Raw genomic sequence first — 17,664 nt, 5'->3', positions numbered from 1 at the left:
CTTCCGGCTTTATCCGCTTTCGCGGATTAAGCCACCATCCCTTGAAAAAAGGGAAGGAGCTATATGCGTGGAAAAAAATACAACACTTTAACCTTTTAGACTTTTCACTTTTCACTTTTCACTTTTTTTGCGTTAGGGATAGCAGCGGTATCCTTATAGCGGGATCTATACCCAAATTTGGCAATTATCGGCACTCATTATTATATATCGTACTACTCCCCTACTCCAAAAGCCGCTATAAGATTTAGCGGATAGCCCGGCCGCGACCTTTTCCGGGAGCGGAAACGCCCGAATAAATAATAATTAGATTAGTTAAAATAAAAGAACCGGAATTCAATTCAAACTTTTCCTTTATGAAAAAGCCCTACGAAGAAAAGGATCTGCTAAACTTAAATTTTACAACTTAAGAAAGATAGAAAAAAGAAATGGATCACGAAAGCAGAAAGAGAGAAAATTAACTCCTTTTATTGATTTTCTTATTATCTTCTCTCCATTTATTAGTCAGCTCGATATACTTGAAGTCCAAAGCCGTTGCCTGTGGTTCCAGTATATCTGACTGAAAAGACCTTTGAAGTATGTCTTCTATTAGAAAATCTTCCTGGTTATTTTTAGGATCATATTCTTCCTTTAAGGAAATATCGAATAAGCTGGCTGTAGTATTGTACCAAAAGGCACGCCAGCCACTCTTAAGGTTCCTTATAAGGTTAAAAGCAGTAGTTCCCGTTTGCCTGTGGATCAATTTTACAAGAATTTGCCCTTCTGTATGGGTTAATTTCTTCAACTCTGCAGAGAACTGGTCTTCTATATAATCCTGAACAATCCTGGTATATCTTTTACGTGCAGACTTCGATTTAATTTCCTCTAACCTGCTATTAAGTTCCAACAGCCTTTCTGAAGCCAATTTGGCATATGGATAAACTTTCCTGGTTTTTCTCCTTAATATAAGATACTGCCGCCTATCCTCATTATTGCTAAATTTCAGTTTTCTTAAAAGGATCACCTCATCCAGGTCTATACTTTTTCTGGGAACGGTATCACCAGCAATAATCATATAGGTCTCCTGTATGGTGTCGTTTTCAACCATTTCTCCCTGAGCATAGCCACTTGAGAATAAGATCCCTAATAATAATGTCCAAATATATCTCACACTTCCATCTTAAATTTCAGAACAGATTTAGCCAAAATCATTCCAAAATTAATGAATCTTCAATTGCAAAGCATTTTATTCTTATTAAATTCGTGCAAATTTTTAAAAGCATGAAAGCAGAAAACATTTTAGATAAAGAATCAATTAATTTTCTAAAAAAATATTTGAATAACGCCGCTCCAACGGGCTATGAATCTGAAGGACAAAAACTCTGGATGGATTACCTGAGGCCTTATGTAGATGAATTTATTACAGATACATATGGCACAGCAGTAGGAGTGATAAATCCTGAAGCAAAATTTAAGGTTGTTATTGAAGGACATGCAGACGAAATTTCGTGGTATGTGAACTATATTACAGACGACGGACTTATTTATGTGATTAGAAACGGTGGAAGCGACCACCAGATTGCTGCTTCTAAAAGGGTAAACATCCATACCAAAAAAGGCATTGTGAAAGGTGTGTTTGGATGGCCGGCAATACATACACGTAAAAAGGAAGATGAGCAATCTCCAAAACTGGAAAATATCTCTATAGACGTAGGTTGCAGTTCTAAAGAAGAAGTTGAGAAACTAGGAGTTCATGTAGGTTGTGTTATTACTTATCCCGATGAATTCTTTATTCTGAATGAAGATAAATTTGTAAGTCGGGCACTAGACAACCGCATTGGCGGGTTTATGGTTGCCCAGGTTGCAAAACTACTAAGGGAGAATAAAAAGGAATTGCCTTTTGGATTGTACGTTACCAACTCTGTACAGGAAGAGATAGGACTACGCGGAGCCGAAATGATTACTCAGCGTATTAAGCCTAACGTAGCAATAGTAACAGATGTTACCCACGACACCACCACACCTATGATTGAAAAGAAAACCAACGGTCTCACGAAAATCGGGGACGGACCGGTAATTTCTTATGCGCCTGCCGTACAAAATAATCTAAGGGAGCTTTTAATTGAAACCGCAGAAAAGAACAAGATTCCGTTTCAACGAATGGCATCTTCGCGGTTTACGGGAACAGATACCGATGCTTTTGCCTACAGTAATGGTGGGGTTGCTTCTGCTTTAATTTCATTACCGCTTCGTTACATGCACACTACAGTAGAGATGGTGCATAAGCAGGATGTGGAAAATGTAATCAGGCTTATTTATGAAAGCGTTCTCCAGATCAAAGACGGGGAAACCTTCAGTTATTTTAAATAATTTCAGGAAAAATATAAGCTAAACTCCTTTTCAGGTTCTTCTGAAAAGGAGTTTTTTATTTCCGTTAGCTTAACTTTCACAGTATTTTATCAGATCCCAGGTTATATTCAGATTATATTGTAGAAAAAAAGCAATGACCCTTTCTCCTGAAGAGGTAAATACTATTATAGAAAACCCCAGAGAAGCTATAGGAATGGCCAATCTCGTTTACGTTTCAGAACATCATCTCTCCATAGAACGTAAAAAAGTAGGCAGAGGTTTTGCCTATTACAGAAAGGATGAAAAAATTTCAGACAATAAGATCCTTGAGCGTATTAAGAAACTTGTAATTCCGCCGGCCTGGCAGAATGTAAGGATCACTCATCTCGAAAATGGGCATTTACAGGTAGTGGGCCGTGATGATAAAGAGCGGAAACAGTACATGTACCATTCTTTATGGACAAAAATAAGAAATCAGACAAAATTTTTTAAAATGGCTGCTTTTGGGCACCGTCTTCCAAAGATCAGGAAACAGGTGGATGAGGACTTAGACCTGCCCGAGATGAGCAGGCGTAAAATCCTGGCGCTCATAATTCGCCTTATGGAAGAAACCCACATCAGGATTGGTAACGACTATTATGCGAAGAACAATAAAACCTACGGACTTTCAACCTTCAGGTCTCGGCACCTGAAGACCTACAAAAATGAAGTGAAATTTGAATTTGTAGGTAAAAAGGGTAAAGAACATTCTATAAGCGTAAAGGACAAACAACTCATTAAACTTATTAATCAATGTGAAGAAATCCCCGGGTGGGAACTCTTTAAATTTTATGATGAGAATGGAGAGAAACATGCGATAGATAGTGGGATGATTAATGGGTATATTCATGAACTGAGTGGCGACATGTTCTCTGCCAAAGACTTCAGGACCTGGTCTGCAACAAAAATATTTTTTGAAACGCTAAGGGAACTGGGTTATACTGAAGATGAAAAAGAAAACAAGAAAAACCTGATCACAGCATTTGATGCCGCTGCCACGGGTCTGGGAAATACCCGCAGCGTGTGCCGCACCTATTATGTGCATCCTAAGATTGTGACTTCCTACGAGAATGGCGAGATTGTGCCTTATTTTAAAAAGGTAAAAAAAGACGAGAGTAAAAATTACACCTCACTTTCTGAAACAGAAAAAATAATCCTTAAGATGATTAAAGATTATGAGATCGAAATTTGACATTTTTAGGCATCTGCTATAGAAGTCTGTTTCTGTAGAAAAATCCCTTGCTTCCTTTTTGTAAATTTGCGGTATGAAGAATACCATTTCAGCAAGAATAGCAGACTTTCTAAAGGATTTCCCACCTTTTTCACTTCTGGAAGAAAAACATCTTCTCACCATTTCAAAAGAAGTGAAGGTTATCTATATGGAAAAAGGTAAACCAGTTTTTAGGAAAGGAGAAAAAGGCCATGAACACTTCTACATCGTTAACAAAGGTGCCATTGATCTCCAGAAGATCAAGGAAAACGGCGAAGCAGAGACTATTGATAAATGTGATGAAGGTGACATTTTTGGTTTAAGGCCATTATTTGCCAAAGAAAATTACCTAATAAATGCCGATACTGACGAGGAAAGTATTTTATACGCTATTCCCATTTCAATCTTTAAACCTATAGCCGAAAGCAATTCCCCCGTAGGAAATTTTTTAATTGAAAGCTTTGCCTCCAATACCCGCAATCCCTATTCCCCGGAACATAGGGGGCAACTGGTCACCGATAATTCCATAGAATTCAAGACAGATTCCATGTATGAATTGCAACCTGTACCGATTGTAAAAAGAATTGTTACTGTACCGCCCGAAACTACTATCAGGACTGCCGCCACCTTAATGAGCAATAAAAAAGTGGGTTCTATTTTGATTACCGAAAACGAACTTCCCACAGGTATAGTGACCGATATGGATTTCAGGACAATGGTGGCTACAGGAAGGTTAAGCATAGATACTCCTGTTTCTGAAATTATGACATCCCCGGTTATTTGCTACTCCAGGAGCATCACCATTGCACAGGCGCAGTTAACGATGATGAAGCACAACATTAATCACATTTGTATCACTAGAGACGGCACTCCAAATACAAAGGTAAAGGGAATAGTGTCTGAACATGACATTATTGTTTCGCAGGCAAATAATCCTTCTGTTTTAATGAAGGCTATCAACAGGGCAAGCAGCACTAAAAAACTGAAGAAAGTAAGGAATAAGATAATGCAACTTTTAAAAGGTTACCTGGATCATAATATTCCGCTGACGCATATTTCTAAAATTATTTTTGAGCTTAATGATGCTACAATTAAGAGAATAATAAACCGTTGCATAGAGAAAATGGAAACTCCTCCCCCGGTGAAGTTCGCCTGGCTTTCCCTGGGCAGCCAGGGGAGAAAAGAGCAGTTACTGCATACAGATCAGGATAACGCTTTGGTTTTTGAAGACGTTCCGGAAGAAAAACTGGAAGAAACAAAAGAATATTTTCTAAAGCTGTCCAAAAAGGTAACCAAAAGACTCAGCATAATTGGCTATGAATTTTGTCCGGCAGATATGATGGCCCGTAATCCGCAGTATTGTCTCAGTCTGCAGGAATGGAAAGAACAATTCTCTGATTGGATTGTAGAACCGGGATCAGATGAAATTCTGCTTTGTTCGATATTTTTTGATTACGATATTTCTTATGGAGACGTTAGCCTCTCCAACGGACTGGCCGATCATATTTATCAGGAAATTAGCTCCTACAAAAAGTTCCTCACTTTGCTCGCGGCAAGTGCGCTCCGAAATCCTACACCGCTGGGATTTTTCCGCCAGTTTTTAGTCGAGCATGATGGGGAAAACAAAGATTTTTTTGATATAAAGAAACGTGCCATTACTCCGCTTACCGATGCGGGCCGTGTCTTAAGCCTCTCTCACCAGGTAAAAAACATGAGCAATACGGCAGAGCGGTTCGAGAAACTTGCACAACTGGAACCGGGGAACAAAGAACTTTACCTCGCCTGCTCCTACTCTTCTAAAGCGCTGCTAAAATTCAGGACTAAACAGGGACTGCTCCATAAAGACAGCGGGAGATTTATTAACCTTCAGGATTTGAGCAAAGAAGATAAAATTAAGCTTAAACGCTGCTTTAAAAGTATTAAAGACGTTCAGGAGTTAATCAAATTCAGGTTCGAAATTTCATCTTTTATATCATGATTTTTAACTGGTTTAAAAAGAAAGAACCGCAGGATCTGCCGGATTTCTGGAACACTTACGCTAAGAATTTTGATCAAAAATTACCTGAGAAAATTTCAGATGTCCGGTTTGTTGTACTGGATACAGAGACGACGGGTTTTGACTTTAGAGAGGACCGCATGCTGTGCATTGGAGCTGTGAGTGTGCAGCACAACCAGGTAGATATGGCAGACAATTTTGAGATTTATATTGAACAGGAAAAATTTAATCCCGAATCTGTTGAAATACACGGAATAATAAAAAATGAAAAAGTAGCAACTTTATCTGAAGAAGAAGCTGTTAAACATTTTCTGAATTATATTGAAAATGCTGTACTTGTGGCCCACCACGCGAATTTTGACATCACCATGATCAATAAGGCACTAAAGCGAATGGGACTTCCAAAACTTAAAAACCGTATTCTGGATACCATGTTTTTGTACCGGAGAACCAGAATTACTTCAAATCTTATAGACAGGGAAAAAAATTATTCACTCGACGAAATAGCTGAAGCATATACTATTGATGTTTCAGACCGGCATACCGCGGCCGGCGATGCTTTTATAACGGCTGTTGCCTTTTTAAAAATCCTCGGCAGACTGAATAAAAACGGACAAATGAAATTAAAGAATTTGTTCTGAAACAAAAAAAGGCTGTCCAGGGAGTTATCCTGAAACAGCCTTTTTTTAAATTTCTGAACGTCCTTTGTATCCATTACCTGAACAAATTCCGGATTCAACAGCGTGAAAGCCATTGAGGTTCGAGGAATTTTTCTAAGTAATTTTATAAAAATCTAAATTTACTTTTCGGCTTCTTGCTATTCATAAAACTCAAAACGATAGTCATAGATTGACCAATTAGATGAAATTAATTCTACTCTATGTTGATCTTTAACTGAATAAGTATAATGATAATCCGTTAAAGGATTAGAATAATCATCAGCGCTATAAGGTTGTTCTCTCCTGATAGCAAAGATATTTTTTGAAAATGGTGGAATGCTAACAGTTGTGGCCCTCCAGGGCTCAATGGATTTTAAATAATAGTATGGATTGACCACATTTGGGTTATAATCCACAAATTCAATTTGAAGTGTATCATTTTTATAAACTGCAATTAAATTTTCACCCGAATACTCAAAATTTACTTTTTGATATATTGATCTATTGCCCTCTTCATGTATATATTCTTTTTCAACTAAATTTCCATTTTTATAAATAAGGTTAGTAGTCCTATAAATCGTGGAAATCGTACATTTTTCACCATTCCAAACTATTTCATAATCCAGGGAACTACCACCATTAACTTCTATAAGCCTTCCTTCCTCGTCATACTCAAAATAGATATTTTCATCACCACCATAATCTGCTTCTGTAACAAAACCTGATTCTATGGTATATTCCCTTTCATACAATACGGTCGTATCATTTGTTCCATAGGGTATCCAGTAACTAATTTCTTTAACTTTTGAAAAGTCAGGTATTGTTTCTAAAGAGGGATTATCTTCATCTTCACTACACCCTATGCAAAGCATCAGAAAGACGAGAAAAAAAAGCTTTTTCATATTAATTTGATTTTACTAAACCATCCAGTCTTTCAATTTAAGATCCCTGAGAAGCATTTAATCTGACATGAGCATGATGAATATTTCGAGAATATTACATTGAACTCTTAATAATTTCATCAACCACTTCAGGATTAAGTAATGTGGAAGTATCACCAAGGTCGGAAGTATCATTAGAAGCAATTTTTCGCAAGATCCTCCTCATAATTTTTCCACTCCGGGTTTTTGGTAGTCCGCTTACAAACTGGATTTTTTCCGGTTTTGCAATTGGCCCCACCCTATCAGAAATCTGCTGATTAATTTCCTTTCTCAGGTTATCCTGATTCCTGGATTCTCCGGTTTCCTTCAGAATAACAAATGCGTATAGCGCATTTCCTTTTACTTCATGCGGAAAACCAACAATAGCAGATTCTGCCACCGCCGGATGTTCATTAATCGCGTCTTCAATAGGTGCCGTTCCAAGATTGTGGCCAGAAACAATAATTACATCATCTACCCTCCCTGTAATACGGTAATATCCAACCTCATCGCGCAAGGCTCCGTCCCCGGTAAAATATTTGTTTTCAAAAGCAGAAAAATAAGTTTCTTTATATCGCTTATGGTTTCCATAGATCGTGCGTGCCATAGAAGGCCATGGGAATTTAATGCAAAGCCTTCCATCTACCTGATTTCCTTTTAATTCAGCTCCATTTTCATCCATAAGAGCCGGCTGAATTCCAGGAAATGGTAAGGTTGCGTAGGTAGGCTTGGCCGGGGTTACGTAGGGAATTGGGGAAATCATGATTCCGCCGGTTTCCGTTTGCCACCATGTATCCACGATGGGGCTCTTATTTTTACCAATATTGTCATTATACCAATGCCACGCCTCTTCATTTATAGGTTCTCCAACAGAGCCGAGAACCTTCAAGGAAGAAAGATCATATTTTTCCACAAATTCTATATTGCGCTTTGCGAGAGAACGAATTGCTGTGGGAGCCGTATAAAACTGGTTAACTTTATGTTTTTCAACCACTTCCCAGAAACGGCCATAATCTGGATAAGAAGGAACACCTTCAAACATCACTGTAGTGGCGCCGTTTGCCAATGGCCCATATAAAATATAAGAATGCCCGGTAATCCAGCCAATATCAGCGGTACACCAGTAAACGTCTTCCTCTTTATACTGAAAAATGTTTTTGAAAGTATAAGCGGTATAAACCATATAACCTCCCGTAGTATGCACCATACCTTTTGGAGTCCCCGTAGATCCTGAAGTATAAAGGATAAACAATGGATCTTCAGCATCCATAATTTCAGGTTCACATTCTGAAGATGCCTCGTCCAGTAACGGCTGTAACCATTTATCCCGACCTTCTTTTATTTCAATATCAGAATTAACCCTTTTTGCCACCAGAACAGTTTCTACATTTGGGCAGTCTTCAAGAGCTTTATCAACAATTCCATTTAGATCCAGCGTTTTATTACCACGGAAAGAACCATCAGCAGTAATCAGCATTTTACAATCTGCATCATTGGTTCGGGTGGCCAGTGCTGTAGCCGAAAAACCTGCAAAAACAACAGAGTGGATTGCACCAATTCGTGCACAGGCGAGCATGGCTACAGAAAGTTCCGGAATCATAGGTAGGTAAATACAAACCTTATCGCCCTTTTTAATTCCGTTGTCCTTAAGAACATTGGCAAATTTATTCACCCTTTCCAAAAGCTCCTTATAGGAAATATGCAGTGATTCTTCTTCAGGATCATTAGGTTCCCAGATAATTGCGGTTTTCTCGCCCCGGGTAAGCAGGTGCCGGTCCACACAATTTTCAGTAATATTCAGCTTTGCATTTTCAAACCATTTAATTTCCGGTTTGGAAAAATCCCAACTAAGCACCTTATCCCATTTCTTACGCCATGTAAAATGCTCTTCTGCCACTTCTTCCCAGAAATTTTCGGGTTCTCTAACAGATTTTCGGTATACCTGGAAATATTCTTCTAAATTTTTAATACTATAATTACTCATTTTTCTAGAAAAGTTGGTTAAATCAATAATTGCTTCAGAAAATGTCTTTCCTATTTTTTCGGAAAGGGCAAAGAAGATTATAAATCCTCATTTATTCCGCAATATCTTTATTTAGCCTTAAATCTATTGAATTTTCATTAAATCTGAAGAAGTTTTCCGGGTTTTTAACCGGAAATATGCCAATAAAAAAGCGATATAATAATATACCGCTTATAATATTCAAAAGTTTACCGTGTTATTTTACGAAAGCTGCTAATAATAGCTCCTCATCAAGATATAGTGCCGAAAATTGCCATTTTCGGCATGTCGCTTTAACGGAGATAATTCAGTACATTTTTTTCTATACGTTCCTGAATATTGGAAACATCGGCCTTTACAAATTCTTCTCCGGTAATCTTCTCATAGAGCTCAATGTATCTTTCTGAAACAGAAGTGATGTATTCGTCTGTCATTTCAGGAACTTTTTGTCCTTCCAGCCCCTGAAAATTATTTTGGATAAGCCACTGCCTTACAAATTCCTTCGAAAGCTGTTTTTGAGGCTCTTTTTCCTGCTGGCGCTGCTCATAACCTTCAGAATAGAAATAGCGGGAAGAATCTGGCGTGTGGATCTCATCTATAAGAACAATTTTCCCTTCCCTGGTCTTCCCAAATTCATATTTGGTATCTACCAGGATTAATCCGCGTTCTGCAGCAATGTCAGTCCCACGTTTAAACAGTTTTCGGGTATAATCTTCCAGTACTTTATAATCTTCTTCAGAAACAATTCCTCTTTTTATAATATCGTCCCTGGAAATATCCTCATCATGATCTCCTTTTTCAGCTTTTGTCGCCGGCGTGATAATAGGAGTGGGAAATTTGTCATTTTCCTGCATCCCGTCAGGCATTTCTACTCCGCACAGGCTTCTTTTTCCATCATGATATTCCCTGGCAGCATGACCAGAAAGATATCCGCGAATCACCATTTCTACCATAAAAGGTTCGCAGGTTTGTCCTACGGCCACATTAGGGTCTGGAGTTGCTTCCAGCCAATTTGGTACAATATCTTCGGTATCCTTCATCATCTTTGTGGCGATCTGATTCAGGATTTGTCCCTTATACGGAATTCCTTTCGGCATCACCACATCAAAAGCTGAAAGCCTGTCGCTTGCGATCATTACAAGCCGCTCATCTTCCAAAGCGTAAACATCACGCACTTTCCCTTTATAAACCGATTTTTGTGCGGGAAAATTGAAATTTGTCTTTGTAATTGTATTATTCATCAATAAATCAGATTCTATAAAATTAAAAGGAAGAAAATTCTAAAATTTAATTCTTCCAATGAAGACCTCACAGGTTTTTGAAACCTGTGAGGTCTAATACATTCTACTATTCAGTATGTTCAATTTCTTTGTAAGCTGCAATTACTTTTTTCACAAGTCTGTGCCTTATCACGTCTTTATCATCCAGATGAACAATACCAACTCCTTTTACATCCTTCAGAATTAAAAGTGCTTCTTTTAATCCTGAGATCACCCGTCGCGGGAGATCGATCTGTCCGGGATCGCCGGTAATCATAAATTTCGCATTTTTCCCCATCCTCGTCAGGAACATTTTCATTTGGGCATGGGTGGTATTCTGCGCCTCATCCAGGATTACAAAAGCATTGTCTAAAGTCCTCCCTCGCATAAACGCCAGAGGGGCGATCTGGATAATCCCTTTTTCAATAAAAGTTTCCAGTTTTTCATGAGGGATCATGTCCCGAAGTCCGTCATACAGCGGCTGCATATAGGGATCCAGTTTCTCTTTAAGATCTCCCGGAAGAAAGCCCAGGTTCTCCCCTGCCTCTACCGCGGGCCGCGTAAGAATGATCCTTTTCACCTGCTTTTCCTTGAGTGCTTTTACGGCAAGGGCCACCCCGGTATATGTTTTTCCTGTTCCTGCGGGACCTACCGCAAAGATCATATCGTTTTTAAAACTGAGTTCTACAAGTTTACGCTGATTGGCAGTTTGCGCCTTTATCAATTTCCCGCTAACCCCGTGTACCAGAACCTGACCACTTGCTTCAGATGCACTGTAATCATCCCTACTATCGCTGGTAAGTACCCTTTCGATTACATTTTCATCCAACTTATTATATTTTCCGAAGTGGTCCATCAACATATTAAAACGCATATCGAATTCCTCCAGCATTTCTTCGTCTCCAAAGACTTTAATTTTACTGCCCCTTGCAACAATTTTTAATTTAGGAAAGTACTTCTTAAGAAGTTCTATATGTTCATTCTGCTGACCAAAAAATTCTCTTGGATTAATTTCCGAAAGTTCGATTACGAGTTCGTTCAAAAGCCTATGATTTTATATTAATGTAAAGTGGGAAGTGTCTCAAATTATCGACTAATTTTTATTATTTTATCTCGGCCGGTACTATTCGGCACCGCCTGTTTTTGCTCGTTAAGAACGATTTAATTTTAGCCAATTTCCAATTGTATTGAATAAAATAAAATTATCTTCGCTTACTATACAAACTTAGGTAAAAAAACCCGTTACAACTTAAAAAATATATTAACATTCACCTATGGCCATCATCACTTTAACGACCGATTTTGGAGAGAAAGATTATTTTGCAGGGGCAGTTAAAGGAGCTATTTATAGTGAATTAGATGAAGTTAGAATTGTTGATATTTCCCATTCTGTTTCTCCTTTTCATATAAGTGAGGCCGCATATATTATTAAAAACGCCTACAAGAGTTTTCCTAAAGGTTCTATTCACATTATTGGAATAGATTCTGAACTAACTCCGGAAAATAAACATCTGGCAGTTTACCTGGATGAGCATTACTTTATTTGTGCCAACAACGGAATACTTTCTTTACTGGCTTCAGAAATTAATCCTGAAAAAATTGTGGAAATTAATATCCACGATAAGATTGACACGAATTTTCCGGTCCTGGATGTATTTGTAAAAGTAGCTTGCCACCTTGCCCGCGGGGGAACCCTGGAAGTTATTGGGAAAAATATAAACGAGATTAAATACCTGAAGCAGTTAGAGCCTTTGATTAATTCCGAAAGGAACCAGATTATAGGGCATGTGCTGTATATCGATAACTACGGAAATGTGGTGACCAATATTAGCCGCAAATTTTTCGAAAATGTTGGAAAAGGCAGGGATTTTGTAATGAGTGCCCGTATGGTGACTTTTTCTGAAATTTTTGAAACCTATAGCGATGCCATTAATTTTGATCTCGAAAAAGAAAAACGCGGAGAAGAGGACGGTAAGAAGTTAGCTGTCTTTAATTCTGCAGGATATATAGAGCTTGCAATTTATAAAAGCAATCCGCATACGATTGGTAGTGCTTCTACCCTGTTTGGGCTGGATCTTCTGGACACCGTAACCATTAATTTTAAATAGATGCTGGTAAGAATAGTAAAAATGGGCTTTGCTCCTGAAAATATTGACACTTTTCTGAATAATTTTGAAGAAAACAAACTGAAGATCCGCGGATTTGAAGGATGTGAATTGCTTGAATTGTATAGGGGAAAAGACAATACCAACCAGTTTTTTACGTATAGTTACTGGCAGAATGAACAAGCGCTGGAAAACTACCGCAATTCGGAATTATTTAAGGGCGTCTGGGCAAAAACAAAAATTTTGTTCAACGAAAAACCGGAAGCCTGGAGTGTAGATAAGGAATGGAGCAGCGTATAAAGGTTTAAGGTTTAAGGTTTAAGGTTTAAGGTTTAAGGTTTAAGGTTTAAGGTTTAAATTGCCTTTTTTGGAGTTAATACACCATAAATAAGGAACGCATTTAAAGAATTTTTCAACAACAAACGCTAAACGAAAAATAACAGAAAACTCACAACAGACAACTGAAGAAAAATGTTCGCGATACTAAATAAAGAAATACAATCCTTTTTTTCCTCGCCAATTGGGTATTTGGTGATCGGGATATTTCTGGTGGTTTGCGGATTATTCCTTTTTGTTTTTTCGGGAGAATACAATATTCTGGATAATGGTTTTGCAGATGTAAAACCGTTTTTTAATCTCGCGCCGTGGATCTTTACTTTTCTTATTCCGGCGATTACCATGAAAAGCTTTTCCGAAGAAAAAAAACAGGGCACAATGGAATTATTACTGACCAAACCGATCGGGTTATGGCAGTTAATTTCCGGCAAATATTTGGGTGCACTGATATTGGTAATTTTAGCTATTGTACCTTCAATTCTATATGTATTAACGATTTACCAGCTTGGAAATCCTGTTGGAAACCTGGATGTTGGTGCCACGTTGGGTTCTTATTCGGGACTCATTTTTTTGGGTGGTTGCTATACGGCAATTGGCATTTTTGCTTCCAGCCTTACCAACAATCAGATTGTAGCCTTTATTGTGGCTGTTTTTCTCTGCTTCCTCTGCTATTTTGCGTTTGAAGGTCTTGCGAATTACGACCTTTTTAGCAGTGCCACTTACGGGCTGGAATATTTGGGGATTAGTTATCATTACCAAAGCATTAGCCGCGGAGTGGTAGACACCCGCGATATTATCTACTTCTTCAGCCTTATCTTTTTATTTCTGAAGCTCACGCATCTTAGTTTAAAATCAATTCAGCAAAAATCCTGATCTTGAAGAAAACCGGCACATATAAATCCCTGGCGATCCTCATAGCAGGCTTAATTCTGCTGAATATTTTGGCCGCGAATTTCTTTACGCGTTTTGATCTTACTCAGGATAATCGCTATACACTTTCTAGTGCATCAAAAAATATAATTGAAGGCGTGGAAAAACCGGTGATTATCGATGTTTTCCTTCAGGGAAATTTTCCACCGGAATTTCGCAGACTGCGAAACGAAACGAGCCAGCTTTTAGAAGAGTTTGCTGCTTATAACTCCAATATTAGAGTCAATTTTATAAACCCCATTGAAGAAGGTCAGGATGCTAATGCCGTGGCGCAGGAGTTTCTTCAAATGGGGATGACGCCCGCCAGGGTAAGCGTTCAGGAAAGCGGCAAGACCAGTGAGGAAATTGTTTTCCCATGGGCGATCGCCAATTATGAAGATAAAACGGTGAAAATTCCGTTGCTGAAAAATACACTTGGCGCCACAGACGAGGATCGCGTAACCAACAGCGTGCAGCAACTGGAATATGCCTTTGCCGATGCCCTGAACAAACTCGTTTCCCCAAAGGAGAAAAAAATTGCAGTGATGCGCGGAAATGGCGAACTACCGGACGCCAATATTGCCGATTTTCTACAAACGCTTCAGGAGTATTACTACATTGCTCCGTTTACTTTGGATTCCGCAGCTCAAAATCCGCAAAAAACACTTCAGAATTTAAATGAGTTTGATTTGATCCTTGAGGCTAAACCAACGCAACCCTACACCGAAAATGAGAAATTTGTCCTGGATCAATACACGATGAACGGCGGCAAATCCCTGTGGCTCGTGGAAAGTGTTGCGATGGAAACCGACAGCCTCTTAAACCAATCCGGCACCGCTTATGCGCTTCCGCAAGATTTGAACCTTGGCGATCTTTTCTTCTCCTACGGGATCAGGATTAATCCGGTACTTATTAACGATCTTTATTCTGCGCCGATTATTTTGGCTTCGGGAAGTGGCAATAACACGAGGTTTAATCCGTATCCCTGGTTTTATAGTCCGCTAAGCTCCTCCCCCAACGACCATCCAATTATCAACAATATTGAGGCGGTGAAATTTGAATATGCCAACCAGATCGATACGCTTGCCAACGATGTGGAAAAAACTATCCTTTTAAGCAGCTCCCCGCGTACAAAAATAGAAGGAACCCCACTACAAATAAGCCTGGAAATGGTAAGCCAAAAACCTCAAATATCGACCTATACAGATGGTGAACAACCACTCGCTGTTTTGCTTGAAGGCGAATTTACTTCAGCATATAAAAACCGGGTAAAACCATTTGATGTTCCAAATCCTTTAAATAAAAGTGAAGCAACCAAAATGCTGGTGATTTCTGATGGCGATGTGATTAAAAACGACCTGCAGCGCGGTGCTCCGCTGGAACTGGGGTTTGAAAGATACACCGGAAGCACTTACGGAAATAAAGAATTTTTGCTGAATGCGGTAAATTATATGCTGGACGATAATGGCCTTATTGAGATAAGGACCAAGGAAATTAGCATTCCATTTCTGGATCCCGAAAGGACGGCAGAGGAGCGTGAAAAATGGCAGCTGGCAAATCTTGTAATTCCATTGCTTATTTTGGCAATTTTCGCCTTTCTCTTCAATTTTTTCAGAAGACGTAAATATGTAAAAAGATCCTGAGCAGGGAATTAAGATTTTCCTGCGGAGTAACATATTAACAAGAAACTTCAGATTAAAATAAGCATTTTACTTTTAATCAGCACTTTACAATAAACAAATTCCATTTTTCTGTTAATAAAAACTGGCGCTGCAACCTTCCTTTTCTGAAGTAATAAAATATATTTGTATTAGATTCAAATTAATCAACAAAGCCGATGAAATTTATTGTATCCAGCAGTTATTTGCTGAAACAGCTACAAATATTGGGTGGTGTAATTAACAATACCAATACATTACCAGTTTTAGATAATTTCCTGTTCGATCTTAAAGAAGACGAATTAACTGTTTCTGCTTCAGATTTGGAGACTACAATGTCTGCAAAACTTAAAGTAGAATCAGATTCTGAAGGAAAAATTGCTGTTCCCGCCAAGTTGCTTTTAGAAACACTAAAAACTTTTCCCGAGCAGCCTTTAACTTTTGTTGCAGAGGATAACAATACCATAGAATTAAGTTCCAATCACGGTAAATATGCGCTGGCATATGCCGATGGTGAAGAATTTCCAAATCCAGTAGAACTGGAAGAGCCAAGCAGCACCGTTATTGAAGGTGATATCCTGGCAACCGCCATTAGCAAAACGATTTTTGCTTCAGGAAACGACGATTTGCGGCCGGTGATGAGTGGTGTTTTCTTTCAGTTTTCAGACGAAGGCCTCACTTTTGTGGCTACCGATGCTCATAAACTGGTGAAATATTCCCGTGAAGACGTTACAGCTTCCCAAGCGGCTGAATTTATAATGCCAAAGAAACCTCTAACTCTTTTAAAAGGAATCCTCGCCGGAAGTGAAAGCGAAGTTCTTATTGAATACAACGAATCCAACGCGAAATTCACTTTTGACGATACACAGCTAATTTGCCGATTAATCGACGGAAAATATCCTAATTATGAAGCGGTAATTCCGAAGGAAAATCCAAATAAACTTAGCATCCAGAGAAATCAGTTCTTAAGTTCTGTAAGAAGGGTTTCCATTTTCTCAAATAAAACCACGCACCAGGTACGACTTAAAATTGCCGGTGCCGAATTAAATATCTCTGCGGAAGATATTGACTACAGCAACAAAGCTGAAGAACGTTTAACATGTTCTTACCAGGGCGACGATATGCAGATTGGCTTTAACTCCAGGTTCCTTACCGAAATGCTGAATAACTTAAATTCTGATGAAGTACAACTGGAAATGAGCCTTCCAAACCGTGCCGGAATACTAACGCCAGTTGACGGACTAGATCCCGGAGAAAGAATCACCATGCTGGTAATGCCGGTAATGCTAAATAGCTAGTTCTAGTTAGAGCGCTTCGCTTTTAGATAATAAGATAAAAACCCAATCAAAAAAATTGATTGGGTTTTGTTTTTGGGCAGTTGAGAAATTTTAGAAAAAATAGGTTTCGACTTCGCTCCTGACATTTGAGTAAATTCATCACTTGAGGTCGATAATTGCCATTTTTGAGGTGTCACCTTCAGATTTTTCTTTTTTTAAAATTTCGTGAAGTATGGTGAACAGTTAAAATATCCACTCTTTGAACATTTACAATTTTGTAGATAATTCTATAGTTTCCTTCTATAAGTTCCCTGATATTTTCCACTTCCATTTCGGGAACTATTTTTCCGGAATAAATCTGGGAATTCAGAATTTTTGTCCGCTGTCTTAATTGAAAAATTTGAAGCCACGCATATTTTTCGGAATCTTTGGAGATAAATCTTGCAATACTTTCCAGATCATCTTTTGCCTGAAAGTCCAATTTACCTGAACCATTTTTCAACCTCATTATCTAAATCGGCATTTGAAATTATTTCTCCGCGATCAGACTGGTTCAGTCCCTTTTCCACTTTTTCAATCAGGATCAATCGTTCAACCAGATCGTCAATTGAAAATTCATCAGGAAATTTCTCTATCTGTTCTTTTACTTTCTCTTTTGTTAACATTTTGTTTTTATTTCAAAGATAAAACAAGGTACAATTTAAATTCGTTTCAACTCAACCTGACACTTGGATAAATTCAGCGCTTGAGATCGATAATTGCCATTTTTAAGGTGTTGCTCACATTGTATCAAAAAACAAAATGTCTAGATCAAAACCACACTTTGACAAGCTCAGTGTGATACCGGTGTTACAGTCGGGCTGAGCCTGTCGAAGCCTCTCTGCAATTTATTTAAGCTAGAGGTTTCGACTCCGCTCAACCCGACAACAGAGGTCGATAATTGCCATTTTTGAGGTGTTACTTAAATCA

Annotated in this window: 16 protein-coding genes; 9 read left to right on the top strand and 7 right to left on the bottom strand. The window is 38.5% G+C overall.

All coding sequences use genetic code 11. From position 1 onward, the window contains the following. Window positions 1-454 precede the first annotated feature (454 nt). Window positions 455-1,084 carry a DUF4294 domain-containing protein gene (locus RM545_RS16975; protein WP_311496479.1) on the bottom strand — a complete coding sequence of 210 codons (630 nt, stop codon included), beginning with the start codon at window positions 1,082-1,084 and terminating at the stop codon, window positions 455-457. A gap of 173 nt (window positions 1,085-1,257) precedes the next feature. Between RM545_RS16975 and RM545_RS16970 the strand changes: the two genes are divergently transcribed. From RM545_RS16970 to RM545_RS16955, 4 genes are all read left to right on the top strand, one after another. Next, window positions 1,258-2,346: a M42 family metallopeptidase gene (locus tag RM545_RS16970; protein WP_311496478.1), complete on the top strand. Its 1,089-nt coding sequence runs from the start codon at window positions 1,258-1,260 to the stop codon at window positions 2,344-2,346. A 133-nt stretch (window positions 2,347-2,479) separates the two neighbouring features. Further along, window positions 2,480-3,556 (top strand): DNA topoisomerase IB, encoded by a 1,077-nt coding sequence (locus tag RM545_RS16965; RefSeq protein ID WP_311496477.1) that lies wholly within the window; start codon window positions 2,480-2,482, stop codon window positions 3,554-3,556. A 73-nt stretch (window positions 3,557-3,629) separates the two neighbouring features. After that, window positions 3,630-5,552: a DUF294 nucleotidyltransferase-like domain-containing protein gene (locus RM545_RS16960; RefSeq protein ID WP_311496476.1), complete on the top strand. Its 1,923-nt coding sequence runs from the start codon at window positions 3,630-3,632 to the stop codon at window positions 5,550-5,552. Then, complete coding sequence (locus RM545_RS16955; protein ID WP_311496475.1) at window positions 5,549-6,211, top strand: 3'-5' exonuclease; 663 nt, start codon at window positions 5,549-5,551, stop codon at window positions 6,209-6,211. Before RM545_RS16960 ends, RM545_RS16955 begins: the two co-directional genes overlap by 4 nt. Window positions 6,212-6,387: 176 nt before the next feature. Here the strand turns inward: RM545_RS16955 and RM545_RS16950 are convergent, their stop codons facing one another. The 4 genes from RM545_RS16950 to RM545_RS16935 all read right to left on the bottom strand — a co-directional run bounded on the left by RM545_RS16950 (window position 6,388) and on the right by RM545_RS16935 (window position 11,452). Beyond that, window positions 6,388-7,131 carry a hypothetical protein gene (locus tag RM545_RS16950; protein ID WP_311496474.1) on the bottom strand — a complete coding sequence of 248 codons (744 nt, stop codon included), beginning with the start codon at window positions 7,129-7,131 and terminating at the stop codon, window positions 6,388-6,390. Window positions 7,132-7,225: 94 nt separating this feature from the next. After that, window positions 7,226-9,133, bottom strand: coding sequence for an acetate--CoA ligase (gene acs, locus RM545_RS16945; RefSeq protein ID WP_311496473.1), 1,908 nt, complete (start codon window positions 9,131-9,133; stop codon window positions 7,226-7,228). Between the two features lie 311 nt (window positions 9,134-9,444). Beyond that, window positions 9,445-10,392 (bottom strand): phosphoribosylaminoimidazolesuccinocarboxamide synthase, encoded by a 948-nt coding sequence (locus RM545_RS16940; RefSeq protein WP_311496472.1) that lies wholly within the window; start codon window positions 10,390-10,392, stop codon window positions 9,445-9,447. A 106-nt stretch (window positions 10,393-10,498) separates the two neighbouring features. Continuing rightward, window positions 10,499-11,452: a PhoH family protein gene (locus tag RM545_RS16935; protein WP_311496471.1), complete on the bottom strand. Its 954-nt coding sequence runs from the start codon at window positions 11,450-11,452 to the stop codon at window positions 10,499-10,501. 232 nt (window positions 11,453-11,684) lie between these two features. Here RM545_RS16935 and RM545_RS16930 point away from each other — a divergent pair, with 232 nt between their 5' ends. From RM545_RS16930 to dnaN, 5 genes are all read left to right on the top strand, one after another. Then, window positions 11,685-12,518: an SAM hydrolase/SAM-dependent halogenase family protein gene (locus tag RM545_RS16930; RefSeq protein ID WP_311496470.1), complete on the top strand. Its 834-nt coding sequence runs from the start codon at window positions 11,685-11,687 to the stop codon at window positions 12,516-12,518. Continuing rightward, window positions 12,519-12,815, top strand: coding sequence for a putative quinol monooxygenase (locus RM545_RS16925; RefSeq protein WP_311496469.1), 297 nt, complete (start codon window positions 12,519-12,521; stop codon window positions 12,813-12,815). Between the two features lie 171 nt (window positions 12,816-12,986). Next, complete coding sequence (gene gldF, locus RM545_RS16920) at window positions 12,987-13,724, top strand: gliding motility-associated ABC transporter permease subunit GldF (RefSeq protein ID WP_311496468.1); 738 nt, start codon at window positions 12,987-12,989, stop codon at window positions 13,722-13,724. A 2-nt stretch (window positions 13,725-13,726) separates the two neighbouring features. Beyond that, window positions 13,727-15,403, top strand: coding sequence for a gliding motility-associated ABC transporter substrate-binding protein GldG (gene gldG / locus RM545_RS16915; RefSeq protein ID WP_311496467.1), 1,677 nt, complete (start codon window positions 13,727-13,729; stop codon window positions 15,401-15,403). A gap of 194 nt (window positions 15,404-15,597) precedes the next feature. Continuing rightward, a complete protein-coding gene (gene dnaN, locus RM545_RS16910) occupies window positions 15,598-16,716 on the top strand; it encodes a DNA polymerase III subunit beta (protein WP_311485130.1) in 1,119 nt (372 codons plus the stop codon). A gap of 178 nt (window positions 16,717-16,894) precedes the next feature. Here the strand turns inward: dnaN and RM545_RS16905 are convergent, their stop codons facing one another. Together RM545_RS16905 and RM545_RS16900 are read right to left on the bottom strand one after the other, a co-directional pair. Further along, window positions 16,895-17,203, bottom strand: coding sequence for a type II toxin-antitoxin system RelE/ParE family toxin (locus tag RM545_RS16905; protein WP_311496466.1), 309 nt, complete (start codon window positions 17,201-17,203; stop codon window positions 16,895-16,897). Further along, on the bottom strand, window positions 17,178-17,360 hold the full coding sequence (locus RM545_RS16900; RefSeq protein WP_311496465.1) for a hypothetical protein: 183 nt from the start codon (window positions 17,358-17,360) through the stop codon (window positions 17,178-17,180). The genes RM545_RS16905 and RM545_RS16900 overlap by 26 nt, the downstream gene beginning before the upstream one ends. Window positions 17,361-17,664: the final 304 nt, after the last annotated feature.

Source organism: Autumnicola lenta (assembly GCF_031846515.1).
GTDB lineage: Bacteria > Bacteroidota > Bacteroidia > Flavobacteriales > Flavobacteriaceae > Autumnicola > Autumnicola lenta.
This window is presented reverse-complemented; position numbering and strand designations above follow the sequence as displayed.